The 17,394-nt window shown below is 68.5% G+C and carries 19 protein-coding genes; 11 read left to right on the forward strand and 8 right to left on the reverse strand.

Annotation, left to right across the window (positions count from 1 at the left end; genetic code table 11):
- Positions 1-11: 11 nt before the first annotated feature.
- From IPI43_31545 to IPI43_31565, 5 genes are all read left to right on the forward strand, one after another.
- The gene (locus IPI43_31545) at positions 12-644 is read left to right on the forward strand and encodes an AIM24 family protein (GenBank protein ID MBK7778599.1); all 633 of its coding nucleotides are present in this window, start codon (positions 12-14) and stop codon (positions 642-644) included.
- The gene (locus tag IPI43_31550; protein ID MBK7778600.1) at positions 572-766 is read left to right on the forward strand and encodes an AIM24 family protein; all 195 of its coding nucleotides are present in this window, start codon (positions 572-574) and stop codon (positions 764-766) included. Before IPI43_31545 ends, IPI43_31550 begins: the two co-directional genes overlap by 73 nt.
- 21 nt (positions 767-787) lie before the next feature.
- Entirely contained in the window at positions 788-1,462 is a 675-nt protein-coding gene (locus IPI43_31555) for a TIGR00266 family protein (protein MBK7778601.1), read from the forward strand.
- A 2-nt stretch (positions 1,463-1,464) separates the two neighbouring features.
- Complete coding sequence (locus IPI43_31560) at positions 1,465-2,151, forward strand: TIGR00266 family protein (protein ID MBK7778602.1); 687 nt, start codon at positions 1,465-1,467, stop codon at positions 2,149-2,151.
- Between the two features lie 696 nt (positions 2,152-2,847).
- Positions 2,848-3,591, forward strand: a complete 744-nt coding sequence (locus IPI43_31565) for a glycosyltransferase family 2 protein (GenBank protein ID MBK7778603.1) — start codon at positions 2,848-2,850, stop codon at positions 3,589-3,591.
- Positions 3,592-3,603: 12 nt separating this feature from the next.
- Here IPI43_31565 and IPI43_31570 read toward each other — a convergent pair whose 3' ends face one another.
- Both IPI43_31570 and IPI43_31575 read right to left on the reverse strand, forming a co-directional pair.
- A complete protein-coding gene (locus IPI43_31570) occupies positions 3,604-4,050 on the reverse strand; it encodes a winged helix-turn-helix transcriptional regulator (protein MBK7778604.1) in 447 nt (148 codons plus the stop codon).
- Positions 4,047-4,457 (reverse strand): DUF1398 family protein, encoded by a 411-nt coding sequence (locus IPI43_31575; protein MBK7778605.1) that lies wholly within the window; start codon positions 4,455-4,457, stop codon positions 4,047-4,049. The genes IPI43_31570 and IPI43_31575 overlap by 4 nt, the downstream gene beginning before the upstream one ends.
- Positions 4,458-4,574: 117 nt before the next feature.
- Between IPI43_31575 and IPI43_31580 the strand changes: the two genes are divergently transcribed.
- Entirely contained in the window at positions 4,575-5,471 is an 897-nt protein-coding gene (locus IPI43_31580; protein ID MBK7778606.1) for a polyphosphate kinase 2 family protein, read from the forward strand.
- Between the two features lie 12 nt (positions 5,472-5,483).
- The gene (locus tag IPI43_31585; protein MBK7778607.1) at positions 5,484-6,419 is read left to right on the forward strand and encodes a metallophosphoesterase family protein; all 936 of its coding nucleotides are present in this window, start codon (positions 5,484-5,486) and stop codon (positions 6,417-6,419) included.
- A 28-nt stretch (positions 6,420-6,447) separates the two neighbouring features.
- Here the strand turns inward: IPI43_31585 and IPI43_31590 are convergent, their stop codons facing one another.
- Positions 6,448-6,798, reverse strand: a complete 351-nt coding sequence (locus IPI43_31590; GenBank protein MBK7778608.1) for a hypothetical protein — start codon at positions 6,796-6,798, stop codon at positions 6,448-6,450.
- 458 nt (positions 6,799-7,256) lie between these two features.
- Between IPI43_31590 and IPI43_31595 the strand changes: the two genes are divergently transcribed.
- Together IPI43_31595 and IPI43_31600 are read left to right on the forward strand one after the other, a co-directional pair.
- A complete protein-coding gene (locus IPI43_31595) occupies positions 7,257-7,484 on the forward strand; it encodes a hypothetical protein (GenBank protein MBK7778609.1) in 228 nt (75 codons plus the stop codon).
- The gene (locus IPI43_31600) at positions 7,484-8,131 is read left to right on the forward strand and encodes a hypothetical protein (GenBank protein MBK7778610.1); all 648 of its coding nucleotides are present in this window, start codon (positions 7,484-7,486) and stop codon (positions 8,129-8,131) included. Before IPI43_31595 ends, IPI43_31600 begins: the two co-directional genes overlap by 1 nt.
- 82 nt (positions 8,132-8,213) lie before the next feature.
- Here IPI43_31600 and IPI43_31605 read toward each other — a convergent pair whose 3' ends face one another.
- The 3 genes from IPI43_31605 to IPI43_31615 are packed head-to-tail and all read right to left on the reverse strand — an operon-like array spanning position 8,214 to position 12,493.
- Positions 8,214-11,309, reverse strand: a complete 3,096-nt coding sequence (locus IPI43_31605; protein MBK7778611.1) for a DUF3427 domain-containing protein — start codon at positions 11,307-11,309, stop codon at positions 8,214-8,216.
- 53 nt (positions 11,310-11,362) lie between these two features.
- The gene (locus IPI43_31610) at positions 11,363-11,890 is read right to left on the reverse strand and encodes a hypothetical protein (protein ID MBK7778612.1); all 528 of its coding nucleotides are present in this window, start codon (positions 11,888-11,890) and stop codon (positions 11,363-11,365) included.
- A 51-nt stretch (positions 11,891-11,941) separates the two neighbouring features.
- Positions 11,942-12,493, reverse strand: coding sequence for a hypothetical protein (locus IPI43_31615; protein MBK7778613.1), 552 nt, complete (start codon positions 12,491-12,493; stop codon positions 11,942-11,944).
- Between the two features lie 231 nt (positions 12,494-12,724).
- Here IPI43_31615 and IPI43_31620 point away from each other — a divergent pair, with 231 nt between their 5' ends.
- Both IPI43_31620 and IPI43_31625 read left to right on the forward strand, forming a co-directional pair.
- Positions 12,725-15,181, forward strand: a complete 2,457-nt coding sequence (locus IPI43_31620) for a penicillin acylase family protein (protein MBK7778614.1) — start codon at positions 12,725-12,727, stop codon at positions 15,179-15,181.
- 88 nt (positions 15,182-15,269) lie between these two features.
- Positions 15,270-15,740: a hypothetical protein gene (locus tag IPI43_31625; GenBank protein ID MBK7778615.1), complete on the forward strand. Its 471-nt coding sequence runs from the start codon at positions 15,270-15,272 to the stop codon at positions 15,738-15,740.
- On the opposite strand, the gene IPI43_31630 is transcribed toward IPI43_31625, so the two are convergent.
- Both IPI43_31630 and IPI43_31635 read right to left on the reverse strand, forming a co-directional pair.
- Positions 15,741-16,355, reverse strand: coding sequence for a TetR/AcrR family transcriptional regulator (locus IPI43_31630; protein MBK7778616.1), 615 nt, complete (start codon positions 16,353-16,355; stop codon positions 15,741-15,743). It abuts the gene before it with no gap.
- 65 nt (positions 16,356-16,420) lie between these two features.
- Positions 16,421-17,377 (reverse strand): ferritin-like domain-containing protein, encoded by a 957-nt coding sequence (locus IPI43_31635; GenBank protein ID MBK7778617.1) that lies wholly within the window; start codon positions 17,375-17,377, stop codon positions 16,421-16,423.
- Positions 17,378-17,394: the final 17 nt, after the last annotated feature.

Here is a 17,394-nt window from a genome sequence, read left to right on the forward strand (position 1 = left end):
CCAGTGGCCGCATGGAAGCTGCTCCCGCGACCGCGCCCTACGCGCCCCAGATGGTCCACGCTCCGAGCGGTGTGCCGCACGAGATCACGCACGGGCCGTCCTTCGCCATGCTGCGTGTGGACCTGCCCGCCAACGTGGAGGTGGTCACCGAGGCCGGCTCCATGGTGGCGCGCCACAGCCACGTGAAGATGGACGTCAAGCTCAACGCCGGCTCGGCGTCGGGCTTCTTCGCCAAGTTCAAGGCCTTCATGATCGCCATGATCCGCAAGATCATCGGCGGCGAGACCTTCTTCGTGAACCACTTCTCGTCGGCCAACGGCGGCAGTGTGTGGATCGCCCCGCAGATGTCGGGCCAGATCACGCACCGCCGCATGAACGGCGAGACGCTCACGCTCAGCTCGGGCGCGTTCCTCGCCTCGGTCGGCACGTTCGACGTGAAGATGAAGTTCGGCGGCATCCGCAGCCTGCTGGCCAAGGAGGGCGCGTTCTTCCTCAAATCCAGGGCCAGGGCGACCTCTGGTTCAACAGCTACGGCGGCGTGCACGCGGTGCCCGTCAACGGCCAGTACCTGGTGGACAACGGCCACCTGGTGGGCTTCGAGGGCAACCTCACGTTCGACATCAAGACCGCGGGCGGTGGCCTGATGGGCTTCATGGCGTCGGGCGAGGGCCTGGTCTGTCAGTTCAACGGCACGGGCACGGTCTACCTGCAGTCGCGCAACACGGGCGCGCTGGTGGACTGGATCACCCGGCTCCTTCCTCTTTGATCCCAGCGCGGAGTCTCAAGCATGCAATTCGAGATCGCATACAGGCCCGGCCAGTCCATGGCGCGGGCGGTCCTCGCCCCCGGGGAGCAGCTGGTGGCCGAGTCCGGCGCCATGGTGGGCATGTCCACCAACGTGCACATGGAGACGAGCGCGGGCGGCATGAAGGCGGGCTTGAAGCGCCTGTTCGGCGGCGAGTCGTTCTTCCGCAACACCTTCACCGCGCAGGGCGGCCCCGGCGAGGTGCTGCTGGGCCAGGTGCTGTGCGGCGACATGATCGCGCTCGACATGAACGCCGAGGGCTACTTCGTGCAGTCGGCCAGCTACATCGCTAGCTCCGCCGGCGTGAACATCGACACCAAGGTGGGCGGCTTCCGCAGCTTCTTCGCCGGCGAGGGCGTCTTCGTGCTCAAAGCCACCGCGTCGGCCCCCGGCCAGCTGCTGGTGGGGGCCTTCGGCGGCATCCAAGAGCTGCGCTGCGACGGCAACATCGTCATCGACACGGGGCACCTGGTCGCGTGGGACGCGGGCCTCCAGTACAAGGTGGGCAAGAGCGCCGAGGGCTGGCTCGACAGCTTCCTCTCGGGCGAGGGCCTGGTGTGTCACTTCAGCGGCCAGGGCCGCATCTGGATTCAAACCCGCAACCCCGTGGAATACGGGCGCGGCGTGGGGGCCATGCTGCCCCCGCGGGAGGCCTGAGCATGCAGTACCAGCTGGTGGACAAGCCCGACTTCGCCGTCATTCAGGTGCGCTTCGATCAACCCGGTGAGCAGCTCATCGCGGAGTCGGGCGCCATGGTGGCGCGTGACGCCGGCATCGAGATGAAGAGCTCCATCCAGGGGGGCTTGGGCGGCGCGCTCAAGCGCAAGATGCTGGGCGGCGAGAGCCTCTTCCAGAACACGTTCACGGCCACGCAGGCCGGGCAGAGCATCTGGCTCGCGCCCGCGCCCGAGGGCGACATCGTGAACCTGGACATGAACGGGCAGCACGAGCTCATGCTCAACTCGGGGGCCTACCTGGCGTCGGCGCCCACGGTGAACCTCGACACCAAGTGGGGCGGCGCCAAGGGCTTCTTCAGCGGCACCGGCTTCTTCCTGCTCAAGTGCTCGGGCCACGGCCCGCTCTTCTTCAACGCCTTCGGCGGCATCCACGCGGTGGACGTGGGCCCCGCCGGGTACATCGTGGACACCGACCACGTGGTGGGCTTCACCACCGGCCTCAACTACCAGGTCACCAAGGTGGGCGGCCTCAAGAGCCTGTTCCTCGGCGGCGAGGGTCTGGTCTGCCGCTTCCAGGGGCAGGGCCGCCTGTGGATCTCCACGCGCGCCCCGGGCGGGCTCGCGTCGTTCCTGCACCCGTTCCGGCGGGTGAAGCCGAAGAGCAACTAGCCAAAGCCCGCGATCACGGCCCACGTAGTCGTAGTCGTAGTCGTGGACGTTGACGTGGTCGTCCTCGTGCTCGTTGACGTGCTCGTGCTCGTGCTCGTACTCGTCGGCCTTGACGGCGACGACCCCGTGAGCGCGACCCAGCCGAGCTCTCTGGCACTGATGCGCTGGGCCGCTTGGATCGGGAATTAGTCCAAAAAACAAGGACAATTGGCACCCCGGGTTGAAACGGTTGAAACCCGGGGCAGCATCCCAGGCCTGGGCAGGAGCGGAAGTCCCCCCCTCCGGGGGCGGACTGCGAAGTCGAGAAGCTGGCTCCGTTGTCGCGGTGGTGCTCGGACGACTCGAGCTCGGGACCCGAGGGGCCGCCGAATTTCGTGAGCGCAGTCCTCCACGAAGGGGGGACTTCCGCTTCATTCGGGGCCTGGGATGCTGCCCCCGAACTTCAGTAACTTCAGTCCGGGGTGCTAAATGAGCCTTGAATCAAGGGCTATGGTGAGGATCGGCCGAGCTCTGTCGAGCCCTGGGTCGTCGCCTTCGTCGTCGAGGCCACGAATACGAGCACGAGCACGAGCACGTCAACGAGCACGAGGACGTCCACGTCCACGTCAACGTCAACGTTCCTCCACGTCCACGTGGGAGGAGGATTCAGCTGCGGTGGTCGACTCCCGCGAGCCACGCTGATAGAAAGCGGGCTCCGTGACGTCGCCCGCGCAGCCCGATCCCACTCCCGAGAGCGAGCGCGCGCCCGTGCTCAGCGTGGTCATGCCCGCCTACAACGAGGAGGCCACGGTGCTGGCCACCATCGAGCGCGTGCTGGCCGTGCCGCTCGACCTCGAGCTCATCGTGGTGGACGACGGCTCGGTGGACGCCACGCGCACGCTGCTGCACCAGCACTACAGCGAGCACCCGCGGGTGCGCGTGATCTTCCAGCCCTTCAACCAGGGCAAGGGGGCCGCGTGCCGCACGGGCTTCGCGCACGCGCGCGGGCAGTACGTGGTCATCCAGGACGCCGACGCGGAGTACGACCCCAACGAGCTGCCCAAGCTGCTGGAGCCGCTGCTGGACGACCGCGCCGAGGTGGTGTTCGGCAGCCGCTACCTGCACGCCGCCCCCGCGCTGCGCCGCAGCTGGCACACGCGCGCCAACGGCGTGTTCACGGCCATGAGCAACGCCGTCACGCCCATGAAGTTCACGGACGTGCACACCTGCTACAAGCTGGTGCGGCGCGACATCCTGCTGGGCCTCGAGCTGCGCGAGCCGGGCTTCGGCATGGACCAAGAGCTGGCCATCAAGGTGGCGCAGCAGGGCTGCCGCATCGTGGAGGTGCCCATCCGCTACGAGCCGCGCGGGTATGCGGCGGGCAAGAAGCTGGGCCCGCTCGACGCCGCGCGCATCGCCTGGTGCATCGCCAAGTACGGCGTGCCCGGGCTGCTGCGCTGAGCGGGCAGCGGCCTACTCGAGCGGCGCTCCACGCAGACCATGATGCTGGGCCACGCGCTGCAGCGTGGCGAGCAGGGCCGCACGCTCGTCCGCGTCCAGGTGGCCAAAGGCCTCTGCGTCGTTCTGGTCGGCCAAGGCCGCGAGCTGCGGCACCAGGCGGCGACCCGCAGCCGCGAGGGCGACTCGCTGGGCCCGACGGTCGTGCTCGTCGGCCACGCACGTGACTAGGCGCTTGGCCACCAGGCGGTCCACCAGCTTCGAGACGGCCCCGCGCGTGAGGCCCACGCCCTCGGCCAGCTGGCTGGGGCGCGCGCTGGCATGGTCGAAGAGCCAGCGCAGCACCACCCACTCGGCCACGGTGACGCCTTGCGCTTCCACCTTGGTCTTGAAGGCGTGCGACACGTGGTTGGACACGAAGCGCAGCCAGTAGCCCAGGTGGGCTTCGAGCGCGCTGGTCACTCCGGGGCCTTGGGGAAGAGCTCCACGTGGGTCTCGGCGGTGCGCCCGTAGTAGACCACGCGCTTGCCGAGGAACGACACCAGGTAGCCCGCGCAGCCGGCGCCGCGCACCTTGCTGCAGAAGCCCAGGTACGTGTAGCCGGGGGCGTTGGCCTGCGCCTCGCGCACGGCCTGCTCCACGATGCTGGCCTCGAAGGCCGGCGCTACGGGGCCCGCGATGTCGTGAGCGGCCACCTCGGCGCCCTCGCCGTTGGGGAGGTGGTAGGTGACGACGCCACGCCGGTAGTCCACGTGGTAGCCCTCGAAGCCCGCTTCCAGCAGGGCGCCGATGATGGCGGGGAAGCTCATGGTGCCGTCGTGAGCCGCGTGCATGCAGCGCTCGGCCGTCTCTCGCTGGGTGGGGTTCATGCTGACCTCCAATTCACCATGACGGCATATGGTTTCCTAGGCAACTAAATGGTGGACGACGGCGCATGCGTGCGCTTCGCGGTAGGCGCGTGGCCACGGCAACGGTACCCTCGCGGGATGGCACGCATCCTGTTCACGCCTCCCACGTCGGAGTACCAGGTCCCCACCGACGGCAGCTTCCGCATCCGCAAGGCGCCCACCAAGCCCCCCAAGGACATGCGCGGCGATGACGCCAAGAAGGAGAACCAGCAGGCCCTCAAAGAGCACGTGAAGGTCATCTCCGAGCTGCAGGAGCGGCTCTACGCGGCGGACCGGCACAGCGTGCTCCTGGTGTTCCAGGCCATGGACGCGGCCGGCAAGGACGGCACCATCCGCGCGCTCTTGAGCGGCGTGAACCCGGCAGGCTGCAACGTGCAGGCGTTCAAGTCGCCGTCCAGCAAGGAGCTCGACCACGACTTCTTGTGGCGCGTCAGCCAGGCGCTGCCGGAGCGCGGGCGCATCGGCGTGTTCAACCGCAGCCACTACGAAGAGGTGCTGGCCGTGCGCGTGCACCCGCCCTACCTCGAGGCGCAGAACCTGCCCACGCCGAAGGCCAGCGGCGCCGACGTCTGGAAGCACAGGCACGAGTCCATCAACGAGTTCGAGAAGCACCTGGCGCGCAACGGCACGGTCATCCTCAAGTTCTTCCTGAACGTGTCGAAGGAGGAGCAGCGTGTGCGCCTCCTGGCTCGCATCGACGAGCCCGACAGCAACTGGAAGTTCGACCCGCGGGACCTGCGCGAGCGCGCGCTGTGGCCGCAGTACATGCACGCCTTCGAGGACACGCTGCGCAGCACGTCCACGCCGTGGGCGCCGTGGTACGCCATCCCGGCCGACGACAAGGCCTTCATGCGCCGCGAGATCGCGCGTTTGGTGCGCGAGACCATGGAGGGCTTGAAGCTCAAGTTTCCGAAGGTATCCTCTGAGCAACTGGCCGAGATGAAGCGCCTGCGTGAGGTGCTGGCGGCCGAGTGAGCACAGCGGTTGATGGCGAGTGAGGTCTTTCGAATTGGCGTGGTAGGCGACGTTCACCAGCAATGGGACGAAGAGGACGCCCTCGCTCTCGACGCCCAAGGCTACGACTTGATCCTGATCACGGGTGACCTCGGCAGCTACCGCGCGAACGACGCCGCGGTGGTGGCGCGCCGCGTGGCTGCGCTGCGCACGCCAGCCATCGCCATCGCCGGGAACCACGACGCGGTGCACGCGGCGCAGCTCATCTCGGAGGCCATCCCGCAGGCCAAGCTGCTGCGCACGCTGCTGAGCGTGGGCCAGCACGCGCGCGTGGACGCGCTGAGCCAGGCGCTCGGGCCCGTGACGCTGGGCGGCTACAGCGTGCACCCGGTGAACGAGCGGCTGTACGTGGTGGTGGCGCGCCCGCACTCCATGGGCGGCCCTTCGCTCGCGTTCGTGCCGCAGCTGAGCACGCGCTTTGGCGTGAAGACCATGGAGGACTCGGTGGCGCGCCTGACCGCCTGTGTGGACCAGACCCCGCCGGACGCGCTGCTGGTGTTCCTGGCGCACAACGCCTGCACGGGGCACGGGGCCACGCGCACCGACATCGCGGGGCGTGACTTCCACCGCGACGAGGGCGACTGGGGTGACCCCGACCTGCGCGCGGCCCTGCAGCACGCGAAGGCGCAGGGCCGGCGCGTTCTGGCCGTGGTGTCGGGCCACATGCACCTCTCGCTGCGCGGGGGCGGCTGGCGCACGGACCACGTGCTGGAGGACGGCACCCTGCACCTGAACGCGGCCGACGTGCCGCGGCATCGCCGGGACAAGCGCGGCGGGCCGGTGAGCGCTCGGCACCACGTGCGCCTGCTGGTGGACCTGAGCGCCGGCACTGCCCGCTGCGAGCACGTGTGGGTGCCCACGGGAGAGCGCGGCGAGGTGCAGGGCACGCGCATGTCGCAGGTGCCTTAGGGGCCGCCGGGGGCCCGGAGGGCCCCGTTCATCGCCGAACGTAGACGTGGTCGTAGACGTAGACGTGGTCGTAGCCGTACTCGTGCTCGTTGACGTGCTCGTGCTCGTGCTCGTACTCGAGTCCCCACCCCCCGCCGCGCATCGCCGAGCCGCGTGCGATTGGGAACTCCACGTAGCCGCGGAGAATCGTTTTGGAGCAGTCTGTGGCAATGGCCGCGGAATCGATGGAGCAGGTGTCGGCTCGGGGCGGCGAGAGTGGCTGTCGGTCGACATCGATGTCGGCGAGTACGAGCACGAGCACGAGCACGTCAACGAGCACGAGTACGGCTACGACCACGTCTACGTCAACGTCAACGTCTACGTTCGTTGTCGGCGACATCTGGAGCCGCGACGGAAAAGGGACGGGCGGAACACCCGAAGATGTCCCGCCCGTCTGAGCTTTCGGGGGCCCTCAGCTGGGAGCGTCCCGTACGAGCTAGTTAGCTCGTCAGGCCCGTTCGCAGTGAGAGCCCGAATCTACTTGAACAGTTCATATTGCTCGCCTCCCCGGCTATAGCCGGCGTCCCGGGGTCTCTGGCGGTCCGAAGAGCACCAGACCTCAGAAGGGACGTTTCTGAAGTGGGGGCAACCGCCCCGTGGTTCGCTGTCCCGATTCCTCGAAAGGATTCACACCGTCGTGGGGCACGAGGCCCAATCGGTTCAGGGGGATTTGGAGCGTACGGGGACGTAGTGCTCACCTCCCCACCCTACGGACCGGGATCGCGGGTGTAAAGCCCTGGAATCACTCGGGCTGCATTTCCGCTGAACGACAAGACGGAATGTGCAACAAAGCTGGGGATGTCCGACACCGTGAGCACGCTCCGCGCGGCCCAGCGCGCCTTCGACGCGGGCGACTTTCGTGAGGTGCGACGGATCGCCCAGCCCCTCGCCCAGCACCCCGACGCGGACACCGCGCGCGAGGCGCTCTCGCTCCTGGGCAAGATCTCCCCGGACCCAGCGCAGTACGCCGTGCTCGGGCTCTCGCTGCTGTTCTTCGTGATCGCCACCCTCTGGTACGCCCCCTGATGACCCACCTTCGCAGCTCCCTTCCGGCTCGCCTCGCGCGCCCCGGCCGCCTCGTGCTCTCCCTCCTGCTGGTGGCTGCCGCGCTGGCGGGCTGCAAGGGCGGCGCGGGGGCCGAGGAACCCATCGCCGCCCGCCACCAGCCCGCGCGCCTCATGCCGCTGGCCGAAGGCAACGTCTGGACATACGACGCCTACGACCAAGACGGCCACGGCCCCACCATCGCCGGCATCCAGGTCACCGCCGTGAGCGACACCGAGTTCGTGGTGTCGTCGCTGTTCGCCCAGAACTCGCGCGAGACCTACCAGATTCGCCCCGAGGGCATCTACCTGCCCGACTCCGGCGCGTGGCTGCTGCGCGCCCCCGTCACGGTCGGCCAGCGCTGGCCCACCCGCAACGAGCGCCAGGCCGAGGTGGTGAACACCAACCTCCGCATCGAGACCCCGCGCGGCACCTTCGAGGGCTGCGTGCAGGTCAACGAAGACGGCGGCGAGATGGAGATCCACGTGGAGACGGTCTACTGCACGGACATCGGCGCGGTGGCGATGGCGTCCAGCATGACGTCGGACATGACGGGGATGACCGTCACGCAGCGTGCGGAGCTGCGGGAGTACGTGGTGGGGGCGGCGGAGGAAGAGGGCGAGGACTGAGCGTCCGGATGGCAGGCGGCTTGAAAGAAACACCCCCCCAACCACCACCCAGACCCACCGGGCCATGCCCACGACTGCGGAGTCACGCGACCGCAGCTGCGAACTGCGTGAAGAGGTCGCCGGGTAGCGAGTGGGCGAGGCGCCAGGTGATGGCCATGGGCTGCTCGCCGCGGTGATCCACGTAGGTCGCGGGGCCCAGGAACCAGAAGGCGCGGTCGTTGGCGTGGAGGCGAGCGAAGAGCAGCATGCTGTGGCCGTCTCGGACGTGCGTCTGGTAGCGGCGGCCGGTCTCGCCGTCAGCCCGGACGACGCCTTGGCTCTCCCAGTGGATGAGATCGCGCGAGATGGCGTAGTCGCGATAGCGGGTGGTGGGGGAGAAGCCGGCGCCGGTCTTGTCGAGGGTGAAGGCCAACAAGTCGGCACGCTGCTCTGGCAGGTGACGCACGCCCGTCTGCCACGCGGCGACCTTGGCGCTGTCACCCACCCCAAAGGCCGCGAGGATCTCGATGCGGGTGTAGCGGGCGTGAACGACGAGCGGGACGTCGGGATGTGTGTCGAGGGGCGCCTGCACGTGATCCACCTGCTCAGACAGCAGCGCCATCAGCTCTGCTGTCTCAGTGAGCACCTGCGGGTGCTCGAAGAGCGTGGGCCAGGCTTCGCTCGAGGGTTGGTCCTTCTGAAACACCTGGTCACCCAGCTGCGCCGCCAGCATGCGAGCGTATCGCCGGTCACGCCCGTTGAGCTTGCTCCATGCCGGGCAGCGCTTGGCCGTCAGCAGCCGCGTGTATGCCTCGATGCGCGCTGTGTCGTCGACGTGAAGCAGGCGCCCCACGGCGCGGCGCAGCGGTACTTCGTGTGGACCGCTGGGCAGGACAGCCAGCCCCGCGTCGGCGCACAGGTCACTCCAGCTCTTTGCACCCGAGTAGACGTCGTCGAGGTCGAGACCGGTCTCGCGGAGGTAGTCCAACAGGGCAGGCCGCGTCTGCTGTGCGAGGGCGCGCAGCTCCCTCACCTTGTCGGCCCAATTCGACGGGACCGCACGACGCAGGCTCTCTAGGACCACGTCGCGCGACACCCGGTCGAGCTGCATGTGGCAACCCGCAGGCAGGTACGGAAAGCCCTGCGCCACCTGGGTCTCGAGCTCCCGTCGAGTGCCACCGAGCAGCGCGCGCAGCTTGAGATCGAAGCGGAACTCCGCGCGGTGGATGCCCACGAAGTCGAGCACGGTGCACACCGCCTTGTTGCGTGAGCGACGCAGGCCGCGCCCGAGCTGCTGCAGAAACAGCGTCGCGCTCTCGGTGGGGCGCAACAGCAAGAGCGTGTCCACGTCCGGCAGGTCCACGCCCTCGTTGAATAGGTCCACGGAGAACACCACTCGGACGGAACCCTCGCGCAGTGCTTCGAGCGCATCCTCACGCGCCTGGGCCGTGCTCTCGCCCCACACCGCCCGACTCTCGATGCCGTGCTCGCTGAAGAAGCGCGCCATGTAGCGCGCGTGGTCCACGCTGACGCAGAAGCCGAGCGCCCGGAACGAGGACGCATCGTCGAGGTGTTCGTGCAAGCTCTGCAGCACGTGCCGCGCCCACACGTCGTTGCCCGTCATCACGTTCCCGAGGCTCTCGACGTCGTAGCCATGACCGCGACGCCAGGGGACCTTGCGGAGGTCCAGGCCGTCGTGGACACCGTAGTACACGAAGGGCGCCAGGCGATGCTGGTCGATGGCATCCCAGAGCCGCAGCTCGGCCGTGATGCGCCCTCCGAAGTGGCTCAGCACGTCGAGCTGATCGCTGCGCTCCGGGGTGGCGGTGAGCGCCAGCAGCTCACGTGGCGCGAGGTGCGCGAGCAGGCCTTGATACGACTTGGCCGCCGCGTGGTGGAACTCGTCGATGACCACCACGTCGAAGTGGTCGCGCGCCAGGCTGGCGTAGCCGCTCGCGTGCAAGCTCTGGATGGATGCGAAGACGTGCTCGAAGTCTTCGGGCCGCTGACCATCGACCCACAGCTCCCCGAAGCTGGCCTTGCGGAGCGCGTGTCGAAACGTGGCCAGCGACTGCTCGAGGATCTCCTTGCGGTGCGCGACGAAGAGCAGGCGTGCGCGCGGCAGGTGCTCGCGCAGGCGCGCGTAATCGACGGCCGCCATGACCGTCTTTCCCGTGCCCGTCGCGGAGACGATCAGGTTGCGGTGCTGACCGCGCGCCCGCGCGACGCTCAGCTGCTCCAGCATGCGCTCCTGGAAGGGCTCGGGGCGCAGCTCCACGGGGCTCAGGTAGATCTTGGGGCCCGACTGCTGCGCCGCACGCGCGTGCTCACGGAACTGCGCGTCGTCGAGCGGCACGAAGTCTCCGGCGTGCCAGTACGAGTCGAACACGGCGCTGACCTTCTCCACCACGGCCGCGTTTCGCGCCCCCGAAGCCCGCACGTTCCACTCGAGGCCGGTCACCTGCGCCGAATGTGTGAGGTTCGAGGAGCCGATGAAGGCCGTCGAGTACCCCGAGTCGCGATGAAACAGCCATGCCTTGGCGTGCAGGCGCGTCCCGCTCGTGTCGTACGAGACCCGCACGTCTGCCCCGATGTCGCGCAGCATCGTGAGCGCGGATAGCTCGGTGGACTGGGTGTAGGTGGTGGTCAGCACGCGCAGCGTTCCTGGCTGCGCTCCACAGTGCTTTCGTAGGGCGGCCTCGAACGGCATGAGACCGCTCCGTCGGATGAACGCCATCACTAGGTCGATGCGGTCCGCCGAGTCGATCTCACTGAGCACCTGCTGGCCCACGCGCGGCTCGCCGGGCGCGTTGGTCAACAGGGTGGTGTCGAGCAATGGGGTGAGCGGTGAGGCGATGTCCTCGAGCGAGCCATCGGGTCGGAGCTGCTGGATGGCGCGCAGCAGCTCGCCCGGTTGCACAGGGCGTGGGTCGTCCTGCGGCTTGCGGGGACGGTGGTCGCGCAGCGTGTCCAGCAGCGCTCGCGCCACCTTGACGCTCACCGCGACGCGTTCCTTGGCGGGCACGGAATAGAGCTCGCGCTCCACCACCCGGGCCAGGTGCAGGGCGATGCGGTCGGCAATCTCCTCACTCTCGGGGGACTGACGCTGCGCGTGGAGCGCAGGGTCGAGCGCGCTCAGCTCCTGCTCCAAGTCTTCGGTGATGAGGACTTCGTAGAGACCCCTGCGACGCTCGGACATGCCTCGAGCGTACAGGACACGGCGCTCCGAGAGGAACGCCACGCGAGCCCGCCTCAGCGCACGATCACGTCCCCCTGCAGCGCCGCGCCGCGCCACGGCGAGAACGTCCACCGCACGCGCGCAGGGAACGTCGGGCAGCGCGTCACCACGTACGTCACGTTGCCGCCCGCAGGCAGGGTGGCGCGGCGCGGGCTGGGGTAGACCTCGGGGCCGAGGGCTGTGAGGGGCTGGACGTCGATGTCCACCTGGAAGGGGTTGGTGGCGATGCCGATGACGCCGCCGGTGAGGTAGTCCACGGTCACGCTGCGGCTCGTGGTGTTGAGGAGCACGCCCACGATGCGCACCGCGTTGCCCGTGCGCTCCACGGTGGCGGTGAAGGTCACGCCGGGGATGGGCCAGGGGACCACAGCGTCGTCCGCCACGTCGCCGAAGGTGGTGCCCGGCGTGGAGGTGATGTCGTAGGCCTCGGTGCAGGCGTCGGACGGTCCGGTGACCGTGGCGCTGCTCTCGCCGGGGGCGCTGGGCGACGCAGCGGGCGAGCCACAACCAGCAATCAGGAGGGTGAGCAGGACCACGCGCATGGGGAACAGGCTAGCGCGCGACCGGGACCTCGTCTGCAAGTCTGTGGGCACTCACGGCGCTGCCACAGAGCTCGCAGGCAAGCAGGCCGACCGGAAGACGCGGCCCTCGGCGTCGCGCATCCACGTCTCCCACCCCGTCGGGCGAGCTCGGCAGCCGTACTCGTCCTCGTACGGGACACAGTCCCCTTCGGTCCAGGGCTCGGGGCCATCCACGCCCGCGTCGCTCACCGGGCCCGCGTCCGACTGGGCCACGCCGCCATCCAGGTCACCTCCGCACGCGCGTGCGGTGCAGCTGACGCCGCCGTTGCTGCACACGCACCAGTTGCAGCCGTCGTAGGTGGCGTAATAGGGCTGGGCGTCCACCACGCCGCAGGCTGTGCCGATGAAGCGAGCGTCGCAGGCGGAGTAGACCTCGACGCCGTCCACGTTGGTGAACCACCCGAGGGTCTGCGGTGGCCCTTGGTCGGGTGGGCCTTGATCGCCCCGGTCGTAGTCGTTTTCGGAGGGGTACACGCAGCAGCCCGAGACGCCCAACAGGCACAGCAGCCCCAGGAGCCTACCTCCTTGCCGCAGCAGCCAGCCGGTGCGTCCTCCGCTCAGCATCTAGCGAATGTAGCGGACGTCACCGGGGATCACACTCACCTCCCGCTCCCCGCCCAAACTCAACCATGCATCGAATTTGTTGCATTGACGCACAGGGTGGGGAAGTGTAAGGCTTACCCCTGCGGGTGTACCCATCCGCGCTCCCCACGCTGGAGGATGGAATGTCGCTCGACTTGGCTGACGTGCTTTACCCCTCCTTCTAGTTATACGATAGTCTATCGTAGTGTTCTCATGCGTACTCAAGAGTCCTCCCTCCGAATCCGATCGCTGGCCTTCAGCGGTCTCTCTCTGTGCCTCGCCCTGGGCCTCGCCTCATGCAGTGACAGCTCTCCCGCGCGCTACGAGGTCGAGGTCATCCGCACCGCCTACGGCGTGCCGCACATCATCGCCGACGACTGGGGCTCCGCGGGCTACGGCCTGGGCTATGCCTATGCGCAGGACAACTTCTGCGTGGTCATGCGTGAGATCGTGGCGTCCAACGGCGAGAGCGCGCGCTACTTCCTGCCGGGCGAGGGCGGCAACCTGAAGCAGGACTTCATCTGGCGGTACTACAACGCCGACGACCGGACCCAGCGCGAGTTCGTTCGGGAGCTGCCAGGCTACGCGCGGCAGACCCTCGACGGCTACGTGGAGGGCATCAACCGCCACTTCCGCGAGGTGGGCGTGGACGGCCTCGCGGAAGGCCCCGAGGGCTGCCGGGGCGCAGTGTGGGCGCGCGAGATCACGCTGCTGGACCTCGCCAAGATGTACCGCAAGCTCACGTTCCGAGCCGGCACCGAGGCGCTGGCGGGCGTGATGATCGACGCCGACGCCCCCATGGCGTCCACCGCCGCGCTCGACCCCGCCCTGCGCGAGCCGCTCAGCGCGCCCTTGGACGTGCGCCCAGAAGCCTATGCGCGCCTCGGGCTGACCGACCCGTCCGAGATGGGCAGCAACGCCGTCGCCTATGGCGCGGACGTGACGGACAACGGCCGCGGCCTGCTGCTGGGCAACCCGCACTTCCCGTGGTCCGGCATCGAGCGCTGGTACCAGAGCCACATCACCATCCGCGGCGAGTACGACGTGGCCGGCGCCAGCCTGCATGGCGTGCCCGTGATCAACATCGGCTTCAACGGTCACGTGGCGTGGTCGCACACGGTGTCCGCCACGCGGCGCTTCGTGTTCTACGAGCTCACGCTCGACCCGAACGACCCGCTTCGCTACGTGGTGGACGGCGAGTCGCGCGAGATCGAGCAGATCCCCGTCACCGCCGAGGCCCTCCTGCCCGATGGCAGCGTCGAGACGCGCTCGGAGACCATCTACATGACGGAGTACGGCCCTGTGATCAACGGCGGGTCGCTCAGCGCGCTGGCGGGGGGCTGGCCCATCAGCCTCACGGGCACGATCCTGGCCGTGACGGACATCAACCTCGAGAACACGGGCTTGGTGGAGGCGTGGGTGGAGATGGGGCGTGCCCGCAACATGGACGAGTTCGAGGACGCGCTCCGTGCGGTGACCATCCCGTGGGTGAACACCGTGGCCGCCGACCGCGATGGTCAGGCCTATTTCGGCGACGCCACGCGGACACCCGGCGTGACGGCCGAGCTGCGGGAGCGCTGCGCCAGCCGCAACTTCGGGAACATCCTCTACAGCGCCGCCGCCATCATGGCCCTCGATGGCTCACGCGCGGAGTGCGAGCTGATCACGGTGGACAGGGCCGCAGAGGGCGTGCTGCCCTACGACCAGCTGCCCACGCTGCGCACCACCGAGTATGCGGCGAACGCCAACGACACCTACTGGATCGCGAACCCACGGCAGCCCTTCGAGGGCTTCACGCCTGCCCTCGGGCCCACCGACTACGAGCAGCGCGTGCGCACGCGCCAGATGTTCCTCGAGGCTGACGCGCGCATCAACGGCACCGACGGCCGCGGTCCGGGTGGCATCAACATCGAGCAGCTGAAAGACATGATGTTCGACAGCGGGAGCTACGCGGCCACGCTCACCCTCGGCGGGTTCACCACGGCCTGCGAGGGCGTGGCCGACTGGAACGCGTATGGCGCCAACACGGCGCAGTACGCCGAGGCCTGCGCCCTGCTGGGCAGCTGGGACGGCCGGTTTCGGGGCGAGAGCGTGGGCGGCCACATCTTCTACGAGTCGTTCGTGCGGTTCGCGGACGACTTCGGCATCACGGGCGTCATCGGCGCGGGCGTATCGGATGACTACTGGCTCGTGCCGTTCGACGCGAACGACCCCGTCCACACGCCGCGCGACCTCGACCTCGCCAACCCCGTGCTCATCGAGGCGCTGCGCACTGCGCTGGCGGCGGGCGTGGACCGCTTGGTCACGGCCAGCCTGCCCATGAACGCGCCCTGGGAGGACCTTCAGTTCCGAATCGTGGGCGACGAGCGCATCCCCATCCACGGGATGGACGGCAAGCTCGGCTTCTCGGCGATGGGGTCCACGCTCGTGGACGGGGTGGGCTACATCCCGACTGGCGGAAACAGCTACATGCAGGTGGTGACGTGGGACGACAGCGAGTGCCCAGAGGCCTATGCGCTGCTGTCCTACTCGCAGAGCAGCGACCCGGCTTCGCCGTTCTACGCGGACCAGACGCGCGCCTACAGCGAGGGCACGTGGCCGGAGTTCCCGTTCTGCGACGCCGAGGTGCGCGCGGCGCAGGTCACCCGCGAGGTGCTGGTCGGGCCTTGAGAGATTGAACCCACGCCCACCGATTGACGCGTTCCGGAGGGGTGTGTTAGCTGCCGAGCGCCGTTCAACCCGTACAAGGAGTTTCGTCGTGAAGTTCTCGAGTCTCGCCTTCGTGTTTGCGTGTGCTCTCAGCGCCTCGTTCGTTGCGGGCTGCGACGAAGAGGCGGCTTGCGACCCCGGATTCGAGCGTGAAGCGGGCGCATGCGTCGACGTGCGCCTCCGGTTCGTGGGGGATTGGACGGTATCGGACACCTGCAACGCGAGCGGCACGGACATGTACAACGTCCAGATCGCGCTCGACCCCGCGGTGCCGGACGGGCTGCTCATCTCGGGCTTCTGGAATGCCTTCCTCGCTCCAGTGAGTGCGACTCTGAGCGGCGACGCGATCACCATCGACCGTCAGGAACCCGACGCTGACAGCTACTTCGTCCAAGGGAGCGCCGTCGAGGCCACGCCCGGCACCCTGGGGGCCAATTACAGAATCACGGGCGAGGACGACCCGACCGCCATCCTCACGGACATCTGCCAGTCGACGTGGACCAAGCAAGAGGGCATCTGATCACGTGGGCGGCGTGAGCGCCGGCAGCAAGATGGTGCTCACGAACGGCCGCAGGGGCCCCTTCGCGGGCGCGAGCACCAGCGTGATGGCGATGCGGATGACCCACTGGGTCAGCATCACGGGGTCGCTCTTGGCCAAGCGGCCGTCTGCCATGCCCGCCGCGATGAGGGGCGAGAACGTGGTGGTGAAGCGGTCGATCACGTCGGCGAACTGCCGATGCAAGAAGCCGCCCACCAGCTCGGGGTCGTCGGCGATGACCTTGGCCATGACGGGGTTTGCGAGCACGTGCTCCACGGCCATGCAGACCGCCTCCACCACGAGCTCGGGGCCACTCTGTGCCCCGGTGTCGAACGCCATGGCGCGGTCGATGAGCCGGTACACCTCGCGTGCGATGAGCAGCTGCCAGATCTGCTCCTTGGCGCCCAGGTTGCGGTAGATGGTGGTGCGCTCGACGCCCGCCTCCGTCGCGATGTCCTTGGGCGACACACGCGACCAGCCGTAACGCGACACGCAGCGCTCCGCGGCGTCCAAGTAGACATCGAGCGTGGCCGGCGGGCGGGGTGGCAGGCCAGCCCCGATGGCGCTCATGGGCGGCGGAGGCGGAGCGGCTTTCATCGGGCGACTATGCTCCCGAGCATTCCAGCTCGCAACGAAGCCATCATGCGGTTGCGCGACGGCCATCACGCCTGCGCAGCGGCTTGCATCTGCCGCGCGTGAGCTGCCGGTGGGTGCTCCAGCAGTGAGCGCGTCCAGCTGGGCAGGGGCCCGAGCGCGCGCTCGGGGATCGCGCCCGTCAGGCTCACGAGCGCGTCGGCCACGTAGTGATAGGGGTGGCTGCGGTCCACCATCATGCGGCCGTGGGCTCGCACGAAGCGGTAGGCTGGCAGGCGCTCGGTGGCGGGGCTGCGGCTGCCCACCTCGTCGAAGCGCCGGATGGCCTTGTAGAGGCGCTCCTCGTCGAGGCCCATCTTCATCAGGTTGTTCCGCATGCGCGAGAGCAGCGGCACATAGGCCAGCAGGCCTCCCAGATGCACGGGCTTCACGGTCTTGGCCGCGAACTTCAGCGCCTGTCGGGACCGCGCGTTCATGCCGACCAGCTCCATGACGTGGAAGTCGATGGCCAGGTGGCGCGCCTCGTCGCGGTTGATGAGCGCGAACACCTGGTGGCAGACCGGGTCGGCCACCTCGTCCAGCAGCAGCTTCACCAGCGCGCCATCGAGCGCCACCTCGAGCATGGCGATGACGCACGTGAGCGTGGCGAAGTCGAGCTGGTCGGCGTGCTGGTCGAGCCACTGCATGACCAGGCGAACGTTGGTGTTGGCCACGGGGATCTCACCCGGCGCCACCATCCCCCAGCGGCGCATCAGGGCCAGCTCGGCGCGCGCGTGCTGCTCTTCCTCGCGCTCGAAGTGGTGGTAGATCGCCACGAGCTGTGGGTCGGGCGCCAGCCGTGCGAGGGCGGCGAAGCCCTTGGCGCCCACGTGCTCGATCCACACCAGGTCGCACATGAAGTCGCGCAGCTGCGCGTACTGGTCTTCGCGAATGAGCTCCTGGCCGGGCTGGTCCCAGTCCACGTCGTCGAGGTGCCAGTAACCGGCTTCGATCTTGGCGAGCATCTGCGTGAGGTCGAGCTGCATGGCGGACTCCTTGTCGT

The sequence above is a fragment of the Sandaracinaceae bacterium genome, from assembly GCA_016706685.1.
Classification (GTDB): domain Bacteria; phylum Myxococcota_A; class Polyangia; order Polyangiales; family Houyiibacteriaceae; genus JADJJE01.

Coding starts and splice junctions, on each gene's coding strand:
- IPI43_31545 (MBK7778599.1), top strand. CDS start 12: ATGGAAGCTGCTCCCGCGACCGCGCCCTACGCGCCCCAGATGGTCCAC.
- IPI43_31555 (MBK7778601.1), top strand. CDS start 788: ATGCAATTCGAGATCGCATACAGGCCCGGCCAGTCCATGGCGCGGGCG.
- IPI43_31560 (MBK7778602.1), top strand. CDS start 1,465: ATGCAGTACCAGCTGGTGGACAAGCCCGACTTCGCCGTCATTCAGGTG.
- IPI43_31575 (MBK7778605.1), bottom strand. CDS start 4,457: ATGAACCCCACCCAGCGAGAGACGGCCGAGCGCTGCATGCACGCGGCT.
- IPI43_31580 (MBK7778606.1), top strand. CDS start 4,575: ATGGCACGCATCCTGTTCACGCCTCCCACGTCGGAGTACCAGGTCCCC.
- IPI43_31585 (MBK7778607.1), top strand. CDS start 5,484: ATGGCGAGTGAGGTCTTTCGAATTGGCGTGGTAGGCGACGTTCACCAG.
- IPI43_31590 (MBK7778608.1), bottom strand. CDS start 6,798: ATGTCGCCGACAACGAACGTAGACGTTGACGTTGACGTAGACGTGGTC.
- IPI43_31595 (MBK7778609.1), top strand. CDS start 7,257: ATGTCCGACACCGTGAGCACGCTCCGCGCGGCCCAGCGCGCCTTCGAC.
- IPI43_31600 (MBK7778610.1), top strand. CDS start 7,484: ATGACCCACCTTCGCAGCTCCCTTCCGGCTCGCCTCGCGCGCCCCGGC.
- IPI43_31605 (MBK7778611.1), bottom strand. CDS start 11,309: ATGTCCGAGCGTCGCAGGGGTCTCTACGAAGTCCTCATCACCGAAGAC.
- IPI43_31610 (MBK7778612.1), bottom strand. CDS start 11,890: ATGCGCGTGGTCCTGCTCACCCTCCTGATTGCTGGTTGTGGCTCGCCC.
- IPI43_31615 (MBK7778613.1), bottom strand. CDS start 12,493: ATGCTGAGCGGAGGACGCACCGGCTGGCTGCTGCGGCAAGGAGGTAGG.
- IPI43_31620 (MBK7778614.1), top strand. CDS start 12,725: ATGCGTACTCAAGAGTCCTCCCTCCGAATCCGATCGCTGGCCTTCAGC.
- IPI43_31630 (MBK7778616.1), bottom strand. CDS start 16,355: ATGAAAGCCGCTCCGCCTCCGCCGCCCATGAGCGCCATCGGGGCTGGC.
- IPI43_31635 (MBK7778617.1), bottom strand. CDS start 17,377: ATGCAGCTCGACCTCACGCAGATGCTCGCCAAGATCGAAGCCGGTTAC.